We start from the raw sequence: 19,469 nt of genomic DNA, 5'->3' as shown, positions 1-19,469 counted from the left end.
CTGTACATTTGTAATCTGAATGATGCAAAAGTTCTTATGAGCAATAACAAGAACCAAGACATCGTAAAAAATGTCTTTACCAATTTTTTAGAAGAAAACGGGCACAGAAAAACACCTGAACGTTACGCTATACTCCAAGAAATCTACGCTAGTGAAGATCATTTTGATATAGAGAGTCTTTATATTAAAATGAAAAACAAGAACTATCGTGTAAGTCGTGCTACATTATACAATACCATAGAACTACTATTGGATTGTAAACTAGTGCGTAAACATCAGTTTGGCAAAAACCAGGCTCAATATGAAAAATCTTATTTTGATCGCCAGCATGATCATGTTATTTTAACCGATACAGGAGAAGTAATGGAGTTCTGCGATCCACGAATTCAATCTATTAAAAAAACCATAGAAGAAGTTTTTGATATAAAAATCAATACGCACTCACTCTATTTCTATGGAACGCGCAATAAAGAAGAAAACAAAGAAGATAATACAAATAACTAACCAATTACACTAATGGCAGTAGATTTACTACTTGGGCTTCAATGGGGAGACGAAGGAAAAGGAAAAATTGTTGATGTACTAACAGAAAATTACGATATCATAGCGCGTTTTCAAGGTGGACCAAATGCAGGGCACACCCTTGAGTTTGACGGAATTAAACATGTTTTACATACCATACCTTCTGGAATTTTCCACAAAGGTGCCATGAATATAGTGGGTAATGGTGTTGTTATTGATCCTGTTATTTTTCAAAAAGAACTTGAAAACCTAAAGAAGTTTAATTTAGACATAAAATCTATTTTATTAATTTCTAGAAAAGCGCATTTAATTTTACCTACTCACCGTTTGTTAGATGCTGCGTCGGAAGCTGCAAAAGGAAAAGCTAAAATTGGTTCTACTTTAAAAGGTATTGGCCCAACATACATGGATAAAACTGGCCGTAATGGTATGCGTGTTGGTGATCTTGAGTTTTCTGACTGGAAAGAAAAATATCGCAATTTAGCTGACAAGCACGAAGCCATGATTGGTTTCTATAATGTTGATGTACAGTACGATCTTGAAGAATTAGAAGCAGACTTTTTTAAAGCTGTAGAAGAATTAAAGAAACTTACGTTTATAGATAGTGAGGAATATTTATTCAAGGCTCAAAAAGAAGGAAAGAAAATATTAGCTGAAGGGGCTCAAGGTTCATTACTAGATATAGATTTTGGTACCTACCCATTTGTTACTTCCTCTAACACAACAGCCGCTGGTGCTTGTACTGGTTTAGGTGTTGCACCAAACCAAATTGGTGAAGTAAAAGGTATTTTTAAGGCATATACTACACGTGTAGGTAGTGGCCCTTTCCCAACCGAATTATTTGACGAAGATGGCGCCACCATGGGAAGAGTTGGAAACGAATTTGGTGCTACAACAGGTAGACCAAGACGTTGTGGCTGGTTAGATTTAGTAGCATTAAAATATGCTGTACAAATAAATGGCGTTACTGAATTAATGATGATGAAAGGCGACGTACTTAGTGGTTTTAAAAAGCTAAAAGTATGTACAGCCTATGATTATAAAGGTGAAAAAATCACCCATTTACCTTATAACATTGAAGCAGAAAATTTAACCCCTATCTATACTGAAATGGATGGCTGGGCTGCCGATTTAACAAAAATGACTTCGGCCGATCAATTACCAAAGGCATTAAATGATTATATTCAATTCCTTGAGAAGGAATTAGAAGTTCCAATAAAAATTGTTTCTGTTGGTCCAGACAGAAAACAAACAATTCACAGATAATAAAAAAGCCACTTTCGAGTGGCTTTTTTAATATGAAATATCTTTTATAGTTAACCTCAACGACCTGTTATTTATCACATTCTTTATTATAAAATTCAACAATAGCTTGTATATCTTCTTTATTGAAATCTTTGTTTTCTATTTTTTCAACTAATTTGGGGCAATCATTAAAATAGAAAGAAGCGGCTTTTTTAAAATTTTTACTAAACAAAAGATTTGAACCTAAGGAAGTTGCTTCTTTTTCTCCCTCTTTTAATACATATAAATTATTTATGGCGTAATAATTTCCGCCTGTGAAAATAGGGGCCCCACCAGCATTCATAGGTCCCATACCTATTGTGTATCCTTTAGAAACTAAAGTATAAAGTGATACTTTTCCTTCTACAATTTCTTCCAACACCAAATGACTTTTTTTACCAGAAACGGGCACAAATTTATATATAGCTACTTTATCTCCATAATAGAATTTTGCATAATCCAATTCCGAAAAATGATATTTTATAGCTTTTTCATACTTTTCGGGTTTTAATTTCACATTTTCAGCTCCAGAAAATTTTAAGAAACCTTGTTTACTATTTCCATCTTTAAACATTAAGACTCCAGGAGTAGTTTGTGAGAATAATGTATCGCTACCCATGAAGAAAAACACAAGTATTGCAAGGAACTTAATTTTAATCATATATTCATATTAAAGATTGTAATTATCAGTCTAAATAAAATTTAACAAAAAAAATTCATGTCATAATATTCAGAAGAGCAACTAAAATAGCAAAATACTTTCTTTTTCATGGGAGCAGTTACTAAAATTATCCCAATCTATTTATGTCTGTATTAAAATTCGCTATTTTTGACCAAAATTATTTTTAGTGCAAAAGCTATTCTATTTTTTATTATTCATCGTATTTTCCAACTTAGGCTTTAGTCAAGACAAACCGGTAGAAGACAAACAAATAAACATTGTTTACGGTGGTACATTTACCAAAGACGAAGTAAAAGCTCCAGGCGCGTCTATCTTTAGTAAAGATGATCGTCAAGTGCAATTTCAACATCAGGGTGCTGATTTATGGTGCGATTATGCTATTTTTTATCAGAAAGAGAACCGATTAAAAGCTGTTGGCAACATAAGACTACAACAAGGAGATTCTGTACAGATGACCAGTGGTAAAGTAGATTATGACGGGAATACAAAGCTTGCAAAAGCTTGGGAAAGTGTTGTGCTCGAGCAAACGCCCGGTATGAAATTACAAACCGATACCTTACGATTTGATCGAGAAAAACAAGAAGCCTATTACAAAGATTTTGGAACGGTAATAGATTCTGTGAATACTTTAACAAGTCAGATTGGAAGGTATTATATGGAAACTAAAAAATACCAGTTTTTAGATAGTGTACATATTGACAATCCTCAGTATACCGTAGATTCAAAGCAATTAGATTATTACACCACTTCTAAGAATGCCTACATGTATGGTCCTTCTACCGTTACTGGCAAAGCCTATAAAATATACTGTGAACGTGGTTTTTATGACACCAAAATTGAAAGTGGTTACGGAATAAAAAACACCAGAATTGATTATAACAACAGAATCATAGTTGGTGATAGCGTATACTTTAACAAAGCTCGTGAATTTGCCTCCGCAACAAATAATATAGTGATAACAGATACCATAAACAAAGGTATTGTTCGTGCTCATTATGCCGAAGTATACAAAGCCAAAGATTCGGTGTTTGCTACCAAAAGAGCGGTCGCTATTAGTCTTGTAGAAAATGACTCTTTATACCTGCATGGCGATAAATTAATGATTACTGGAAAACCTGAAAAAAGAGTTTTAAGAGCATTTAAAAATGCGAAATTTTATAAAACAGATCTAAGCGGTAAAGCCGATTCTATTCATGTAAATCAAGAAACGGGACTTACAAAGCTCATTGGACGAAAAATACCTGCTTCCACAGAAGAAATAGATTTTCCAAAATTCTATCCTATTATTTGGAATGGAGAAAACCAAATGACAGGGGATAGTATTCATTTAATATCAAACGTAAAAACCGAAAAACTAGATTCCTTAAAAGTGCTGGATCATGCTTTTATAGTTTCCTTAGATACAGTAGGAAAAGTAGGCTATAATCAAGCAAAAGGAATAAATTTATTTGGAAAATTTATTGAAAATGAACTTAAGGAAGTAGATTTAATAAGCAACACAGAAGTTATCTATTGGATGTATAACGATGATCAAGAATTAATAGGGATCAATAAAACAAAGTGTAGTAAAATAAACATCACATTTGCCAATAACGATGTTGAAGACCTTACTTTTTTCACGAATCCTGATGGAGAAATCTCACCTGAAAAAGATATGCCCGAAGAAACTAGAATATTAGAAGGAATGGTCTGGCGTGGCGATGAGCGTATTTTAACCAAAGACGATATTTTTGACGAAGATGATAACAACATAAAATTAGTAGTTATTCAGGGTATTGAAAATCCGATAGACATAGACGCAGAAGAGGCCGAACGGAGCAAAAACAGTTCTGATCCTATAAACAAAATACCGGAAAACAAGGCCACCAATTCGAAAACAACTAAAACTACTCCTAAAAAACCAGACGTATCTCCTAAAAAAGATAGTAATCTAAATGCACAATTAAAAAAGTCGAACTAGTTTCATGAAGGAGGATTTTTACAGATATCAAACACAAACATCTCCACACCCTTTGGCATTAGAAATTTCACATGCCAAAGGAAGCTATATTTATGATATTGATGGCAATGCTCATTTAGACTTTGTTGCTGGGGTATCAGCATGTAGCTTAGGCCATTGCCATCCCAGAGTTACTAATGCAATTAAAAATCAGTTAGACAAATATGCTCATGTAATGGTTTATGGCGAATATATTCAAGAACCAGCAGTTGCATATGTCAAATTATTAGCATCGCATTTACCAGAAAATTTAGAAACTACTTATTTAGTAAATTCCGGAACCGAAGCTATAGAAGGGGCTCTAAAATTAGCAAGGCGAGCTACAGGAAGAACAGAGCTAATTTCCGCAAATAGTGCTTATCATGGAAATACTATGGGTAGTTTAAGTGTTATGGGCTATGAAGCACGAAAAGGAGCATTCCGACCTTTAATACCTGATGTACATTTTATTAATTTTAATGATGAAAGTGATCTTGAAAAGATTACTGAAAAAACAGCAGGCGTCTTATTAGAAACCATTCAAGGTGGCGCAGGATTTATTGAACCTGAAAACAACTATTTAGCTAAAGTAAGACAAAGATGTACGGAAGTTGGCGCTCTGTTAATCCTAGATGAAATACAGCCTGGATTTGGCAGAACAGGTAAATTATTCGCATTTGAACATTACAATTGCATTCCTGATATTCTTGTGATCGGCAAAGGAATGGCTGGTGGATTACCCGTTGGTGCATTTGTAGCATCTAATAAATTAATGCAAACTTTACAACATTCCCCAAAACTAGGGCACATAACTACTTTTGGTGGCAATCCTGTAATTGCAGCGGCAAGCCTAGCAACTTTGCAAGAAATCACAGAAACTAATTTAATTGCTGAGACACTAGAAAAAGAGGTTCTTTTTAGAACATACCTACAACATAAATACATAAAAGAAATAAGAGGAAAAGGGTTAATGCTTGCGCTAATAATGGAAAACAGTGAAGTAGCAAATGAACTTATTTTAACAGCAGCAAAAGAAAAATTAATACTGTTTTGGTTGTTATTTGAACCTAATGCAGTACGATTATCACCTCCATTAACCATATCAAACAGCGAAATAAAAGCAGGTTGCGATCAAATAATATCTATATTAAATAGGTTCTAATACTATTTTGTTAACTATTTTGTTAATAATATAGACCCTAAACCGACTTTTAGATAAGTTCTAAATACTATTTTTAAAACAAGACAAAATAGAAAGGCCTATGGCATTAGATGCAGAGGAAAGACCTAGCCAACCAATTACCAAGTTTGAATCCATGTTGAAAACCGATGACGTCTATTTCTTTGACGCTGAGGATTTTGAAGATATAATACACCACTATTTAAACAATGGAAAAATAGCGCTTGCTAAAAAAGCTATAAAAATTGGTTTGCAGCAACATCCAGAATCTATTGAAATAAAATTATTACACATAGAGGTTCTTGTTTTTGAAAACAAACTTGAAGATGCGGAGAAAATGTTGGATGAGCTTCAAACATTAGATATGCATAACGAGGAAATCTATATTCAACGTGCTAATATTTTCTCTAAAAAAGACAACCATATTGCCGCTATAAATCTTTTAGAAAAGGCACTTGAAATTAGCGAAGATACTTTTGACATCTACTCTCTTTTAGGAATGGAATATCTTTTTATGGATGATTTTGAATTAGCCAAAAAGAGTTTCATGAAGTGCGTGGAGTTCGACGATGAAGACTATTCATCTTTATATAATGTAATTTATTGTTTTGAATTTTTGGAGGACTTTGACGGAGCCATTCATTATTTAAATGATTACTTAGAAAAAAATCCTTATGCAGAAGTAGCATGGCATCAATTAGGAAAACAATATTTTTCCAAAAAAATGTACAAAGAAGCTTTAAGTGCTTATGATTTTGCCATCATTTCCGACGATACTTTTATTGGAGCTTATTTTGAAAAAGGCAAAGTCTTAGAAAAATTAGGATTATATAATGAAGCCATTGAAAATTACGAAACTACGATAAGCATAGAGGATCCAACATCACACGCCTATTTAAGAATTGGTAAGTGTCATGAAAAACTTGGAAATACTGATATGGCAAAATACTATTTTTACCATACGGTGCACGAAGATCCTTTGTTAGATAAAGGTTGGCTAGCGATAACAGATTTTTACTATCGCTTAAAAAATTATGAAAAAGCAGCATACTATATCAATAAAGCAACAAATATTGATGGCGAAAACCCACTATATTGGAAAAAATGTGGTAAAATAAAAACTGCGTTAAATAAACTTGACGAAGCTGATTTTGCTTACAAACAGGCTGTAGACTTTGGCAATTATGATCTTGACACATGGTTGTTGTGGGCAGATGTAGTTCAAAAAAATAATGACCTAGAATCAGCAATACAAATATTAAAACAGGGAAGAGAATTTCACCCAGATGACGCGGCTATTCTATTTAAACTATCTGGAATTCATAGTTTATTATCAGAAACCAAAAAAGCTCAAAAATATTTGGCAGAAGCCATCATTTTGAATGCTAATGGGCTTGAAAAATTTCAAATTAACTTTCCAGAATTTTGCGCAACTGATTGGATGAAAAACATATTGGAACAATATAAAAATGCTTCCAAATAAAAAAACTATTTTTGTTTTTTTAGTGTATGGGAAATCGAAATTTTATTAGCTACTTTTTTATTGTTTTAAAAGGAATGGCAATGGGAGCTGCAGATGTAGTTCCAGGTGTTTCTGGCGGAACAATTGCATTTATTTCTGGCATCTATGAAGAATTAATAGAATCCATTAACAATGTTAATTTATCCTTATTCAAAACCTTAAAAAAGGAAGGCATAGCCGCTTTTTGGAAACAATTAAACGGTAATTTTCTAGTTGCTTTATTTTGTGGAATACTTATTAGCGTTGTTTCATTAGCAAAAGGCATCAGTTGGTTACTTTTAAATCAGCCCATACTATTATGGTCGTTCTTTTTTGGCTTAGTAGTCGCAAGTATTTTATTTGTTGGTAAATCAATTAATAAATGGAATCTAGCAACTATTGTAATGTTAATAATTGGCGCTATTGCCGCCTATTATATTACGACCTTACCACCATCAGAAAATACAGATAGTTTACCCTATTTATTTTTCTCAGGAGCATTAGCCATTTGTGCAATGATACTTCCTGGAATTTCTGGAGCGTTTATTCTTGTATTATTAGGTTCTTATAAGGTAATTTTAGATGCAGTACATGAAAGAGATATTAAGATAGTTGCCACCGTTGGATTGGGTGCAATTTTTGGACTATTAAGTTTTGCAAGACTCTTAAAATGGATGTTTAAAAACTACAAAGATCTTACCTTAGCCATACTTACTGGCTTTATCCTAGGCTCTTTGAATAAGATTTGGCCATGGAAAAAAGTTCTAGAAACAAAAGTATTTGGCGACAAAATAATAACAGTAGATGAACAAAGTATTTCTCCCTTTGCTTTTGAGGGTGATAATCAATTATTATTTGCAATTCTACTTGCTGTATTAGGATTCTCACTTATTTTACTTTTAGAAAAATTAGCTTCTAAAAAATAAATCATGTACGAGCCTCGGACATTTATAGATAAATTTTGGCTCTTTATTAAAGGATTGTGCATGGGTGCAGCCAATAAAGTTCCAGGTGTTTCCGGAGGAATTGTAGCATTTGTTGGTGGCTTTTATGAAGAATTTATTTACTCACTACAAAAAGTAAACTTAAAGGCATTTAAACTATTATTCAACGGCAGATTCAAAAGCTTTTATCGTTATGTGAACGGGCAATTTTTAAGCTTGCTTATATTTGGAATGCTGGTTAGCTATTTTAGTATTTCAAAAATTCTAGATTATTTTTTAGAGCGAAAAGAGCTTTTTGTTTGGTCTGCTTTTTTCGGAATGATTTTAGGCTCTATTTACTATATCGCCAAAGATTTTAACTTTTGGAATAAGAAAACAGGCATTGCTGGTATTATTGGTTTAACAATCGGCATTGCCATAAGCTTTTTAAGTCCAGCTACACAAAACGATAATTTAATATTTATATTTTTCTGCGGAATAATTAGCGTTTCCGGCATGACACTCCCAGGGTTATCAGGCTCTTTTATCCTTATTTTATTAGGGAATTATGTGTTACTATTAGTAGATTCCGTAAATGCATTATTTGACACCATGGCAGAACTATTGAAAGGGGATTTTAGTTTTGTACGGAACACCAAAAGATTGCATACCCTAAAAATTCTAGCAGTATTTACCACAGGATCTGCCGTAGGTCTTGTTACATTATCACATGTGTTAACGTATTTACTTAAACATTATAAACATATAACGACCGCAATAATAATAGGATTCATTACTGGTTCTTTAGGAGTAGTTTGGCCATGGAAAAAAACTATTTACAAAACAAACATAGATGGTGTATTAGCAGTAGATTCCAATGGTAATGCCGTTATAATAAATTACGAAAGGTATATTCCTAATTTTTCTATTTCAGAAACATGGTGGGCATTTTTCTTTATAATTGTAGGCATTGCTATTCTTTTAGGCTTAGATTGGTATGGAAAAAACAGAAAATAAAAATAGATTTGGATTAATAGGTAAAAACATAGACTACTCTTTTTCACGTGGCTATTTTACCCAAAAATTCAAAGATTTACATTTAGAAAATTACACGTATGAAAATTTCGATTTTCAACATATTGATGAATTTAATACTGTCTTAACAACAGAAAAAAACATTAGAGGTTTTAACGTAACCATTCCTTACAAAGAAGCCGTAATCCCTTTTCTCACCGAAATAGATGAAATAGCACAAGAGATAGGTGCTGTTAATACCATAAAATTTACTCCAAAGGGATTAAAAGGTTTTAATACTGATTATTATGGCTTTCAAAGATCTATAGAGCCATTCATAAAAAAGCACCATAAAAAAGCATTAATATTAGGTACCGGAGGAGCTTCTAAAGCCATTGCATATGTTTTAAAGCAGTTTAAAATAGCATATACCTTTGTTTCTCGTAATCCTAAAAAAGGCGAAATTGCCTACTCCGATTTAGATAAAACCACATTAGAAAATTATACCATAATTATAAATTGTACGCCTTTAGGCACTTATCCTGAAATAGATCGAAAACCTGATATTCCTTATCAATTTCTAAACAATAAACACTTACTTTTTGATTTAATTTACAATCCTGCTAAAACTGCTTTTTTATTAGAAGGAGAATCACGAGGTGCAACGATAAAAAATGGTGATAAAATGCTAGAACTCCAAGCTGAAAAAGCATGGGAAATATGGAATAGTTGATAAGCTTTCCTTATCATTCGAAGAAATCTTCGTTTTATTTCTGAAATATCTTCTTTATATTTTTTTTGCTATTCAAGAGGTTGTTACTATCTTACCAATGAAATAGGCAATAAGCCAAATACGTACAAAATGTTGGACGAAAAAGATGAGAAACTATCTAATGATAGTAGCGATGATAAGTTAATAGAAACAAACAATACTTCTGAGGAGTCTCAAGAAGAAGTTTCTAATGACAATACTGAAGAAAATAGTGTAAATTCTAAAAATTCAGATGATGACGTTCTGAATGAAATAGACGATTCTAATGCAGAAGATGCTGAAGATGCAGATAATCATCAGAGGCATATAATTCCTGTGTTGGATTATCATTCCATGTCTATGGAAAATTTGGTGGGCGAACTACAACGTTTAGTAAAGAATGAAAAAGTTCAGGCCATTAAAAAACATGTAGATGGTATTAAATACGAGTTTGATTTAAAATTTCAAGAATTTTTAGATCATAAAAAAGAAGAGTTTATTAGTAATGGCGGTAATGAAATAGATTTTAAATACAACTCTGTTACTAAAAGACAATACAATGAAGTCTATACAGAATACCGGGAAAAACGAAACCAATATTACAAAAACTTAGAGAAAAATCTAAAAGACAATCTCGCACATAGGTTACAAATAATAGAAGATTTAAAGGGACTAATTAATGTAGAAGAAGATATTAATACCACCTATAAAAACTTTAAAGATTTACAAGAAAGCTGGAAGTCTGCAGGCCCAATACCTAGAAACAATTACAATGATGTTTGGCGCACTTATCATCATCATATTGAAATGTTTTATGATTTTCTACATCTTAACAGAGAGCTAAGAGATTTAGACTTTAAGCGAAATTTAGAAGAGAAAGAAAAACTTGCTGAGCGTGCCGAAGCATTAGAAAAAGTAGAAGATTTAAATGTTGCTTTTCAAGAATTACAAACATTGCATAAAATCTGGAAAGAAGATATTGGACCGGTAGATAAAGAACACCGAGAAGCTATATGGGATAGATTCAGTAATGCAACAAAGGCCTTGCATAATAGACGTCAGAATTATTATTCAGAACTAGAAAAAACATTTGAAGTTAATCTGATTAAGAAAAATGAAATAATTGAATCTATAAAAAGGATTACCGCTAAAGTATCTGATTCGCACAAAGGACTTCAGCAGCAAATAAAGGAAATTGAAAAATTACGCGACGAGTTCTTTAAAGCGGGTAAGGTTCCACAAAAAGTAAATGAAAAAACATGGTCAAGATTTAAAGACAGTGTTCGCGATTTTAATAGAAAAAAGAACGCCTTTTACAAAGAACAAAAAAGAGAACAGCAAGACAATCTAGATAAAAAAAGAGCGCTTTTAGATTTAGCTATATCACTTAAAGACAGTGAAGACACTGCAATGGCTACCGCTGAAATGAAGCGTATTCAGAACGAGTGGAAAAAAATAGGCCACGTTCCTAGAAAATTCTCTGATAAAATCTGGAAGCAATTTAAAGAAGCCTGCAATCATTATTTTAATCGTTTGCACGCCAGCAAAAATGAATCGCAAAAAGATGAACTAGAAAATTTTGAAAAGAAAACAGAATGTCTTGAACGCTTACAGGCTTTTGAATTAACCCAAAAACGAGGTAAAGATATTGAAGTAATAAAGGAGTTCATAGCCGAATGGAAATCTTATGGTAGAGTACCATTCAACAAGAAGAACATTAATGTTAAGTTCAATAAGATAATAGATGCACTTTTCAAAAAGCTCGATGTAGATAGACAAGAGGCTGAACTCATGAAGTATGGCAATAAAATTCAAGAAATATCCGATGGAGAGAATACTGAATATGCCTTACAAAGGGAACGCACCTTTATACGCCGCAAAATAGATGAATGTAAAAGTGAAATTAGACAGTTAGAAAATAATTTACAATTCTTTTCAAATGCCTCCGAAGATAGTCCAGTGGTTAAAGATGTTGTAAAAAACATTAACATACACAAAGAAGAACTTGCCACCTGGAAGGCCAAACTTAAAAAGCTTAATATTTTTAAAAATAATTTAAATAAAGAAGAGGACGCTGAGGATAACTTAGATGAAGCTTAACTAGTTATTTTCCATAAAATCATTCATGAATTGACTTCTTAGAACCTCTGTACTAAGAAGTCAATTTTGTTTTAATGCAATTAGCGTAAGCAACTTATACGTAGCATGGCGCATTATCACGAAAAAGAAGGAAGCACATAAATTATAAAAAACCAGTATAACCTTATTCCATTAGGAGCGGTATGTTGCTTCTTTCTCAGTTCGAATATCCAGATAAATGTAAAATATTTAACAAACAATTATTAGCCTAGTATTCTAAAAATCACTAACTTAAGTGGTAATATTTGTCTCAACTTAATATTCTAACACTATGATACAGAAATTTTTAACAATCCTAAACAAATCCTTAGCAGCAGCAATGGTAGTATTGCTTTTTGTTGGGGTCACACAGAAGATTGAAGCAGCCATTTTGTTTCAAGACCAAACAGAGAATGAATCATTTAATCAATACAAAGGAAAAGTAGTTGATGAAGATTCTAATAAAGAATTAGTTTTCGCCAGTTTATCTGTTGAAGGTTCTAACATTAGTACTGTAACCAATACAGAAGGTGAATTTTCCTTAAAGGTTCCATCTAGCATGAATGAAAAAAGCGTTATTGTAAGCTTTTTAGGATATAAATCTAAAACTATAAATTTATCCGACTTAAAAGAAAACAATAATAAAATAGCATTAAAAACTTCTGTAATGGAACTTTCAGAGGTAAATGTAATTGTTCCAAAGAATGCTGAAGAACTGTTACGAGAAACACTGAAAAACAAAGGAGAAAACTATTTTGAAAGTCCTACGCTAATGACAGCTTTTTATAGAGAAACTATAAAAAAGAGAAAAAAGAATGTTTCATTATCTGAGGCTGTAGTTAATATCCACAAGAGTCCTTATACTTCCAATCAAAGGGATAATGTAGAATTATACAAAGCAAGAAAAAGTACTGATTATGATAAGTTAGATACTCTTGCATTAAAACTACAAGGAGGACCTTTTAATGCATTATTTGTAGATCTAATGAAGTACCCAGAATATGTATTTACAGAAGAAACATTGCCGCTATACACCTATAGCTTTGAGCGATCGGCTAGAATTAATGACAAGCTTATCTATGTAGTTAATTTTAAACAAAAAAATGAAAATATAGATCGGCAATTATACCAAGGTCAATTATTTATTGATGCAGAAAATAAAATCTTAACTAGTGCTATATATTCTTTAAACATTACAAATAAATATGTTGCTTCAGAAATGTTTGTAAAGAAAAAGCCAGCTAAGGCGAATGTTTACCCAACCGAAGTAGCCTACAGAGTGGATTACAGAGAAAAAGACAACAAATGGTATTATGGCTATAGCAATGTACTTTTAGAATTTAAAATTAATTGGGACGATAGATTATTCAACTCGGTTTATAGCATGACCTGTGAAATGGCTGTTACGGATTGGGAGAAGAATTTATCTGGAAATTTAAAAGCCAAAGAAAAATTACGTAGAAATATTATTCTAAGTGATGAAGCTATAGGATTCTCAGATCCTGATTTTTGGGGTGAATACAACATTATAGAACCAGAAAAATCTATAGAATCTGCCATTAAGAAAATTCAAAAACAATTAAAGAAAGATAAAATAGGTGGTACTGTTGCAGTATCTGACCCAAACCCTTAGATTTAATTGATTTATATTAATACACAAAAGACCGCAAATAGCGGTCTTTTTTTTATTCTTCTACGAGAAAGAAACACTTTCCCTGTCAAATAATAACTAGAAGTAAATAATAGCGGTAATAGATACTTTATGCTTTTATGACAACATTTTGTTCATAGAAATTAAATCTATTATATTTAGTAGATAATACTACAAGAATGAAAACACGCAGACACTTTTTCACTAATCTTTTTGGTATCTCAGCCGCAGCTTTTTTACCTGCCACTCTTTTTGGAAATACACCAAAAACTACGCATGATTTAATTACAGTAAAACCCAAAAAACTTAAAAAAGGAGATACCATTGGCTTAGTTGCCCCAGGTTATGCTATTAAACCTGAGGTTTTAGAAAAAGCAATAAGCACTTTAGAAGAAATGGGATTCATTCCATTTTACACCAATCGCATTCTTGGAAATCATGGTTATTTTAGTAACACCGATGAAGAACGCGCCAAAGATGTAAATGAAATGTTCGCCAACCCTAAAATCGATGGTATATTGTGTGCGCGTGGCGGGTATGGATGTACACGAATCATGCAACTTATAGATTACAATAGCATTAAAAATAACCCTAAAGCACTTATTGGCTTTAGTGATATAACTGCACTAGCTAATGGCATTTATAAAGAAACAGGACTAGTCACTTTTCATGGCCCAGTAGGCAGCACGCTTAATGATGCGTATTCTATAAATGAATTTAAAAAAGTGCTTATGCACCCTAAGGAAAAAACACTTATTGAAAATGTAACTTTAGATGAAAAATTAAAAAAAGATTCAGAATTTGAACGCTATACGATTACTTCTGGATCTGCCACTGGAAAATTAATTGGTGGAAGTTTAACATTAATAAATGCCCTAATTGGCACTCCACATGAAATAGATTTCACAGGAACCATTGTGTTTATTGAAGATGTTGAAGAATCTCCTTATCGGATTGATAGAATGCTCACCCAACTTATTGAAGGCCCAACATTTAATAAAGCAGTGGCTATAATGATAGGTGTTTGTAAGGGATGCGACAAACCTGCCAAACCCGAAACTTTTACACTTAAAGAAGTAATTCTTGATCGTATAAAACCTTTAGGCATTCCTGCAGCCTATGGTATGAGCTTTGGTCATGTAGCCAATAACTTTACCATTCCTATAGGAATTGCCGCAAACTTTAATGCAGATAAAATGACTTTAGAATTATTAGAAGAAGCCGTATCTTAATTGGCTACTTCACTAATAAATTTAATGCGGAACAATCGCAATTCCTCATCCTCATAATCACCATCAAACTCTTTTATAGCAACATCAATACCATCCGAATCTGCATCAATAAAATAGTCATGAAGTTCTTCTTGCTGATCTTCATCTAAAATTTCATCAATCCAATAGCTTATATTTAATTTGGTACCACTATAAACAATCTGCTCCATTTCTTTTATGAGCTCAGGAATCTCTAATCCTTTAGCAGAGGCTATATCATCTAGTGGTAATTTACGGTCCACATTCTGAATAATGTATAATTTTAAAGCAGAATTAGCTCCAGTACTTTTTACAACTAAATCATCTGGTCTGATAATATCATTATCTTCTACGTATTTTTTAATAAAATCTACAAAAGGTTTTCCATACTTTTTTGCCTTCCCTTCTCCTACTCCATGAATATTTACTAATTCTTCAACACTAACGGGGTATTTAAGCGCCATATCTTGCAAAGACGGATCTTGAAATATTACAAAAGGAGGCACTCCAAGTTTTTGACCTTCTTTTTTTCTAAGATCTTTTAATATTTTTAGTAGATTTTCATCGGCAACGCCACCACTAGTCTTAGCTGCACTTACAATAGCGTCATCCGCTGCTTGACTATAAATATGATCTTTAGTCATCATAAAGGAAACAGGATTCTTTAAAAACTCCTCTCCTTTTTCGGTCACATGTAAAATACCGTATTGCTCGATCTCTTTTCGTAAATAACCAGCTACTAATGCTTGACGAACTAGTGCCATCCAATGCTCCTTATCTTTATCTTTTCCAATGCCAAAAAAGTCTTTATCATCAGATTTATGTGATGCGATAATAGCATTTGTTTTCCCTATAATAACCTTTACGACTTCTTTTGATTTAAATTTCTCCATAGTTCCTTGAACTACTTTAATAACTTTTACCAAATCGTCTTTTGCCTCTTCTTTTTCTTTAGGATTTTTGGTATTATCATCCATCATGGCCCCATCGCCATTTACTTCATCAAATTCCTCACCAAAATAATGCAGTATAAACTTTCTCCTAGACATGGAAGTTTCTGCGTAGGCTACCATTTCTTGTAGTAAAGCATTTCCTATTTCCTGTTCTGCAACAGGTTTTCCAGACATAAATTTTTCTAGCTTTTCTATATCCTTGTAAGAATAGAAGGCCAAACAATGCCCTTCACCACCATCTCTACCAGCTCTTCCAGTTTCTTGATAATAACTTTCTATACTTTTCGGAATATCATGATGAATTACAAAACGCACATCGGGTTTATCTATTCCCATTCCAAAAGCAATGGTTGCTACCACAACATCTACATCTTCCATTAAAAACATGTCTTGATATTTAGACCTTGTTTTAGTATCAAATCCTGCATGGTAAGGAACAGCGCTAACTCCATTCACTTGAAGTACTTGAGCTAATTCTTCAACCTTTTTTCTGCTTAAACAATAAACAATTCCAGATTTACCAGAATTCTGTTTTACAAAACGGATAATATCCGCTTCAATATTCTGAGTTTTAGGTCGGACTTCATAAAAAAGATTAGGCCTATTAAATGATGCTTTAAATAAGTCTGCATCACCTATACCTAAGTTTTTAATTATATCTTCTTGTACCTTTGGCGTAGCGGTAGCCGTAAGACCTATTACAGGTATACTATCATCCAATCGACTGATAATGTTTTTTAGATTTCTATATTCTGGTCTAAAATCATGGCCCCATTCCGAAATACAGTGGGCTTCATCCACTGCTACAAATGATATCTTTACAGATTGTAAAAACTCCACATACTCATCTTTTGTTAATGACTCTGGAGCAACATATAAAAGTTTAGTAATACCATTGGTAATATCCGCCTTTACTTGTTTAATTTCTGTTTTTGTTAATGAAGAATTTAATACATGGGCTATACCCATTTCTGCAGATACTCCACGAATGGCGTCTACTTGATTTTTCATTAAAGCAATTAGTGGGGAAACTATTATTGCCGTTCCTTCTTGCATTAACGCAGGAAGTTGATAACAAAGCGATTTTCCACCGCCTGTAGGCATTACAACAAAACAATTTTTACCTTCAAGAATACTTTTTATTACATTTTCTTGAAGACCTTTGAACTTTGAAAATCCAAAATATTTTTTTAGTGAGGAATGCAAATCAATTTCACTCAAACTCATAATATTATTAACGATTAATACTAACGCTAAGACTTCAACGCATTATAATTTAATGAATTTCTTAGCAGGATTAAAATTAAGATAAAAACAAATGTTACTTTAAAGATTTTAAAATATCTTATAACATTAAGTTTATGTAATTTTGTAACTAAATATAAGACATTCTTTTAGGAAAACAATCAGATAATTGAATTAATTACCTTGAAAAAAACTACTGCAATACTTGATATAGCAAGAAAAACGATTGAAAATGAAGCGGAAGCAATTCAAAATTTATCATCTCTTTTAGATGAAAATTTTTCTAATGCAGTACTTCATATTTTTAATTCCACTGGGAGAGTTGTTATATCAGGAATAGGAAAAAGTGCATTAATTGCTTCAAAAATTGTAGCAACTTTAAATTCTACCGGAACTCCATCAATATTTATGCATGCTGCAGATGCAATTCATGGTGATTTAGGCACAATTCAAGAACACGATACCGTTATTTGTATTTCTAAAAGCGGCAACACTCCAGAAATTAAAATGTTAGTACCCCTTATTAAAAAAGGAGGCAATACGCTAATGGCTATTACTGGAAACCTTGAATCTACTTTAGCAAAACAATCTGATTTTGTACTTAATTCTTTTGTAGAAAAAGAAGCTTGCCCTAATAACTTAGCTCCAACAACCAGTACAACTGCGCAGCTTGTTATTGGAGATGCCCTTGCTATTTGTCTACTAGAACTAAGAGGATTTGGCAGCAAAGACTTTGCTAAATACCATCCAGGTGGTACCTTAGGCAAAAGATTGTACTTACGTGTTGCAGATATTGCAGAAAACAACTTAAAACCTCAAGTAGATATTAATGCTGATGTTAAAAAAGTTATTGTAGAAATATCTGAAAAAATGTTAGGCGTAACAGCAGTAATTGAGCATAATAAAATTGTTGGAATTATAACTGATGGTGACATCCGTAGAATGCTTAGTAAACATGACAATATTAAAGGATTAACCGCTAAAGATATCATGAGTGCAAATCCAAAAACAATTGAAAATGATGCCCTAGCAGTAAAAGCTTTGGAGCTTATGCAAGCTAAAAATATATCGCAACTACTCGCAGTAAAAAATAACACTTATATGGGTGTTGTACATATTCATAATTTAATCAACGAAGGAATTTTATAATGGCAAAGAAGCAAGAACCTAAAGAGATGTCTTTTTTAGACCATCTAGAGGAATTACGTTGGCACTTGATCCGTTCAACCATGGCAGTGGTCATTATTGGTTGTGTGGCATTTGCTATGAGTGGTTATATTTTTGACAATATCATTTTTGCACCTAGCAAAATGGATTTTCCTACCTACCGCTTTTTTTGCGAATTAGGCAATTACTTTAATTATGTATCGGATTTTTGTGCAGAAACACTACCTTTTACCATACAGAGTAGAACTATGGCGGGACAATTCTCTGCTGATATTTGGACCTCTATTTGGGCAGGTTTTATCATAGCATTTCCTTATGTGCTCTATGAAATGTGGAAATTTGTGAGTCCTGGTTTACATGCAAAAGAACGTAAAAATTCAAGAGGATTTATTTTTATAGCCTCTGTTTTATTTTTTCTCGGGGTTTTATTTGGCTACTATGTAGTAGCACCTTTTTCTATTAACTTTTTAGGTTCCTATTCCGTTAGTGATACGGTAACTAATGAATTTGATTTAGACTCGTACATTGCCACACTAAGGTCATCGGTAATTGCTTGTGGAGTAATTTTTGAGCTACCTATAATTATATTTTTTCTAACTAAAATAGGCTTAGTGACACCTGAAATTATGAAAAAATATAGAAAAATAGCCTTAGTTGTAATTCTAATATTATCAGCGGTAATTACACCACCAGATGTTGCCAGCCAGATTGTTGTTGCAATCCCTGTTCTATTGTTGTATCAAATTAGTATTTACATCTCTGCCTATGTTTTAAGGAAAGAAGCAAAAAGAGAATTAAAAAGAAAAAGCAATGCCTAATCAAATCGAAGAATTTAATGCTTACCGTTCTAAAATGAACGAAAAATTGTTAGCGGATAATAACAAAATCATTAAAAGAATATTTAATCTAGATACCAATGCTTATGCTGCTGGGGCTTTAGATGTAAAAACAAAAGAATTACTTGGACTCGTTGCCTCTGCAGTATTACGTTGTGATGATTGTGTAAAATACCATTTAGAAAGCTCGTATAATGAAGGCGCCACTAAAGAAGAAGTTATGGAAACTCTTGGTATTGCCACCTTGGTAGGTGGTACTATTGTGGTGCCGCATTTACGAAGAGCCTATGAATATTGGGAAGCATTGGAACAACAAGAAGGTTAAAAATTAATTAATTACTTTCATTGACAGACTTTTAGGTTTAGATTTGAAACAAAAATGATAAACTCTGATCTTAATTCAGAGTAAGTTCA

Annotated in this window: 16 protein-coding genes; 14 read left to right on the top strand and 2 right to left on the bottom strand. The window is 32.6% G+C overall.

Translation table 11 applies throughout. The features are described 5' to 3' along the window. The first annotated feature begins 36 nt into the window (after window positions 1-36). Together B8963_RS14570 and B8963_RS14565 are read left to right on the top strand one after the other, a co-directional pair. The gene (locus B8963_RS14570; protein ID WP_084062870.1) at window positions 37-504 is read left to right on the top strand and encodes a Fur family transcriptional regulator; all 468 of its coding nucleotides are present in this window, start codon (window positions 37-39) and stop codon (window positions 502-504) included. Window positions 505-516: 12 nt separating this feature from the next. Then, the gene (locus tag B8963_RS14565) at window positions 517-1,788 is read left to right on the top strand and encodes an adenylosuccinate synthase (protein ID WP_084062867.1); all 1,272 of its coding nucleotides are present in this window, start codon (window positions 517-519) and stop codon (window positions 1,786-1,788) included. 67 nt (window positions 1,789-1,855) lie between these two features. Here B8963_RS14565 and B8963_RS14560 read toward each other — a convergent pair whose 3' ends face one another. Next, window positions 1,856-2,467, bottom strand: a complete 612-nt coding sequence (locus tag B8963_RS14560) for a hypothetical protein (protein WP_143312551.1) — start codon at window positions 2,465-2,467, stop codon at window positions 1,856-1,858. 187 nt (window positions 2,468-2,654) lie between these two features. On the opposite strand from B8963_RS14560, the gene B8963_RS14555 reads away from it, so the two are divergent. From B8963_RS14555 to B8963_RS14515, 9 genes are all read left to right on the top strand, one after another. Beyond that, complete coding sequence (locus B8963_RS14555) at window positions 2,655-4,448, top strand: OstA-like protein (RefSeq protein WP_084062863.1); 1,794 nt, start codon at window positions 2,655-2,657, stop codon at window positions 4,446-4,448. A 4-nt stretch (window positions 4,449-4,452) separates the two neighbouring features. Beyond that, window positions 4,453-5,628 (top strand): aspartate aminotransferase family protein, encoded by a 1,176-nt coding sequence (locus tag B8963_RS14550; RefSeq protein ID WP_084062861.1) that lies wholly within the window; start codon window positions 4,453-4,455, stop codon window positions 5,626-5,628. A 100-nt stretch (window positions 5,629-5,728) separates the two neighbouring features. Next, window positions 5,729-7,129: a tetratricopeptide repeat protein gene (locus tag B8963_RS14545; protein WP_084062858.1), complete on the top strand. Its 1,401-nt coding sequence runs from the start codon at window positions 5,729-5,731 to the stop codon at window positions 7,127-7,129. Between the two features lie 26 nt (window positions 7,130-7,155). Then, window positions 7,156-8,073: a polyprenyl-phosphate transporter gene (locus B8963_RS14540; protein WP_084062856.1), complete on the top strand. Its 918-nt coding sequence runs from the start codon at window positions 7,156-7,158 to the stop codon at window positions 8,071-8,073. 3 nt (window positions 8,074-8,076) lie between these two features. After that, window positions 8,077-9,087 carry a DUF368 domain-containing protein gene (locus B8963_RS14535; RefSeq protein ID WP_084062854.1) on the top strand — a complete coding sequence of 337 codons (1,011 nt, stop codon included), beginning with the start codon at window positions 8,077-8,079 and terminating at the stop codon, window positions 9,085-9,087. Further along, on the top strand, window positions 9,068-9,817 hold the full coding sequence (locus B8963_RS14530) for a shikimate dehydrogenase family protein (RefSeq protein ID WP_084062852.1): 750 nt from the start codon (window positions 9,068-9,070) through the stop codon (window positions 9,815-9,817). The genes B8963_RS14535 and B8963_RS14530 overlap by 20 nt, the downstream gene beginning before the upstream one ends. Before the next feature lie 129 nt (window positions 9,818-9,946). Further along, window positions 9,947-11,935, top strand: coding sequence for a DUF349 domain-containing protein (locus tag B8963_RS14525; RefSeq protein ID WP_084062847.1), 1,989 nt, complete (start codon window positions 9,947-9,949; stop codon window positions 11,933-11,935). Window positions 11,936-12,245: 310 nt separating this feature from the next. Then, entirely contained in the window at window positions 12,246-13,586 is a 1,341-nt protein-coding gene (locus B8963_RS14520; protein WP_084062844.1) for a carboxypeptidase-like regulatory domain-containing protein, read from the top strand. A 197-nt stretch (window positions 13,587-13,783) separates the two neighbouring features. Next, complete coding sequence (locus B8963_RS14515) at window positions 13,784-14,836, top strand: S66 peptidase family protein (RefSeq protein ID WP_084062842.1); 1,053 nt, start codon at window positions 13,784-13,786, stop codon at window positions 14,834-14,836. Here B8963_RS14515 and recQ read toward each other — a convergent pair. Further along, window positions 14,833-17,034: a DNA helicase RecQ gene (gene recQ, locus B8963_RS14510; RefSeq protein ID WP_084062840.1), complete on the bottom strand. Its 2,202-nt coding sequence runs from the start codon at window positions 17,032-17,034 to the stop codon at window positions 14,833-14,835. The genes B8963_RS14515 and recQ overlap by 4 nt on opposite strands. Before the next feature lie 201 nt (window positions 17,035-17,235). Here recQ and B8963_RS14505 point away from each other — a divergent pair, with 201 nt between their 5' ends. Genes B8963_RS14505 through B8963_RS14495 form a run of 3 tightly spaced genes read left to right on the top strand, consistent with a single transcriptional unit; the run spans window position 17,236 to window position 19,380 of the window. Next, window positions 17,236-18,201, top strand: coding sequence for a KpsF/GutQ family sugar-phosphate isomerase (locus tag B8963_RS14505; protein ID WP_084062837.1), 966 nt, complete (start codon window positions 17,236-17,238; stop codon window positions 18,199-18,201). After that, window positions 18,201-19,037, top strand: coding sequence for a twin-arginine translocase subunit TatC (gene tatC, locus B8963_RS14500; protein WP_084062835.1), 837 nt, complete (start codon window positions 18,201-18,203; stop codon window positions 19,035-19,037). Before B8963_RS14505 ends, tatC begins: the two co-directional genes overlap by 1 nt. Next, complete coding sequence (locus tag B8963_RS14495; protein WP_084062832.1) at window positions 19,030-19,380, top strand: carboxymuconolactone decarboxylase family protein; 351 nt, start codon at window positions 19,030-19,032, stop codon at window positions 19,378-19,380. Before tatC ends, B8963_RS14495 begins: the two co-directional genes overlap by 8 nt. The last annotated feature ends 89 nt before the right edge of the window (window positions 19,381-19,469 follow it).

It is taken from the genome of Cellulophaga tyrosinoxydans (assembly GCF_900176415.1).
In the GTDB taxonomy this organism is placed as follows: domain Bacteria; phylum Bacteroidota; class Bacteroidia; order Flavobacteriales; family Flavobacteriaceae; genus Cellulophaga; species Cellulophaga tyrosinoxydans.
The sequence above is the reverse complement of the archived record's forward strand: the minus strand, read 5'-3'. Positions and strand labels throughout refer to the sequence as shown.

Bases quoted from the DNA above. Each gene is read 5' to 3' on its own strand.
- B8963_RS14570 (WP_084062870.1), top strand. From the start codon at position 37: ATGAGCAATAACAAGAACCAAGACATCGTAAAAAATGTCTTTACCAAT.
- B8963_RS14565 (WP_084062867.1), top strand. From the start codon at position 517: ATGGCAGTAGATTTACTACTTGGGCTTCAATGGGGAGACGAAGGAAAA.
- B8963_RS14560 (WP_143312551.1), bottom strand. From the start codon at position 2,467: ATGATTAAAATTAAGTTCCTTGCAATACTTGTGTTTTTCTTCATGGGT.
- B8963_RS14550 (WP_084062861.1), top strand. From the start codon at position 4,453: ATGAAGGAGGATTTTTACAGATATCAAACACAAACATCTCCACACCCT.
- B8963_RS14545 (WP_084062858.1), top strand. From the start codon at position 5,729: ATGGCATTAGATGCAGAGGAAAGACCTAGCCAACCAATTACCAAGTTT.
- B8963_RS14540 (WP_084062856.1), top strand. From the start codon at position 7,156: ATGGGAAATCGAAATTTTATTAGCTACTTTTTTATTGTTTTAAAAGGA.
- B8963_RS14535 (WP_084062854.1), top strand. From the start codon at position 8,077: ATGTACGAGCCTCGGACATTTATAGATAAATTTTGGCTCTTTATTAAA.
- B8963_RS14530 (WP_084062852.1), top strand. From the start codon at position 9,068: ATGGAAAAAACAGAAAATAAAAATAGATTTGGATTAATAGGTAAAAAC.
- B8963_RS14525 (WP_084062847.1), top strand. From the start codon at position 9,947: ATGTTGGACGAAAAAGATGAGAAACTATCTAATGATAGTAGCGATGAT.
- B8963_RS14520 (WP_084062844.1), top strand. From the start codon at position 12,246: ATGATACAGAAATTTTTAACAATCCTAAACAAATCCTTAGCAGCAGCA.
- B8963_RS14515 (WP_084062842.1), top strand. From the start codon at position 13,784: ATGAAAACACGCAGACACTTTTTCACTAATCTTTTTGGTATCTCAGCC.
- recQ (WP_084062840.1), bottom strand. From the start codon at position 17,034: ATGAGTTTGAGTGAAATTGATTTGCATTCCTCACTAAAAAAATATTTT.
- tatC (WP_084062835.1), top strand. From the start codon at position 18,201: ATGGCAAAGAAGCAAGAACCTAAAGAGATGTCTTTTTTAGACCATCTA.
- B8963_RS14495 (WP_084062832.1), top strand. From the start codon at position 19,030: ATGCCTAATCAAATCGAAGAATTTAATGCTTACCGTTCTAAAATGAAC.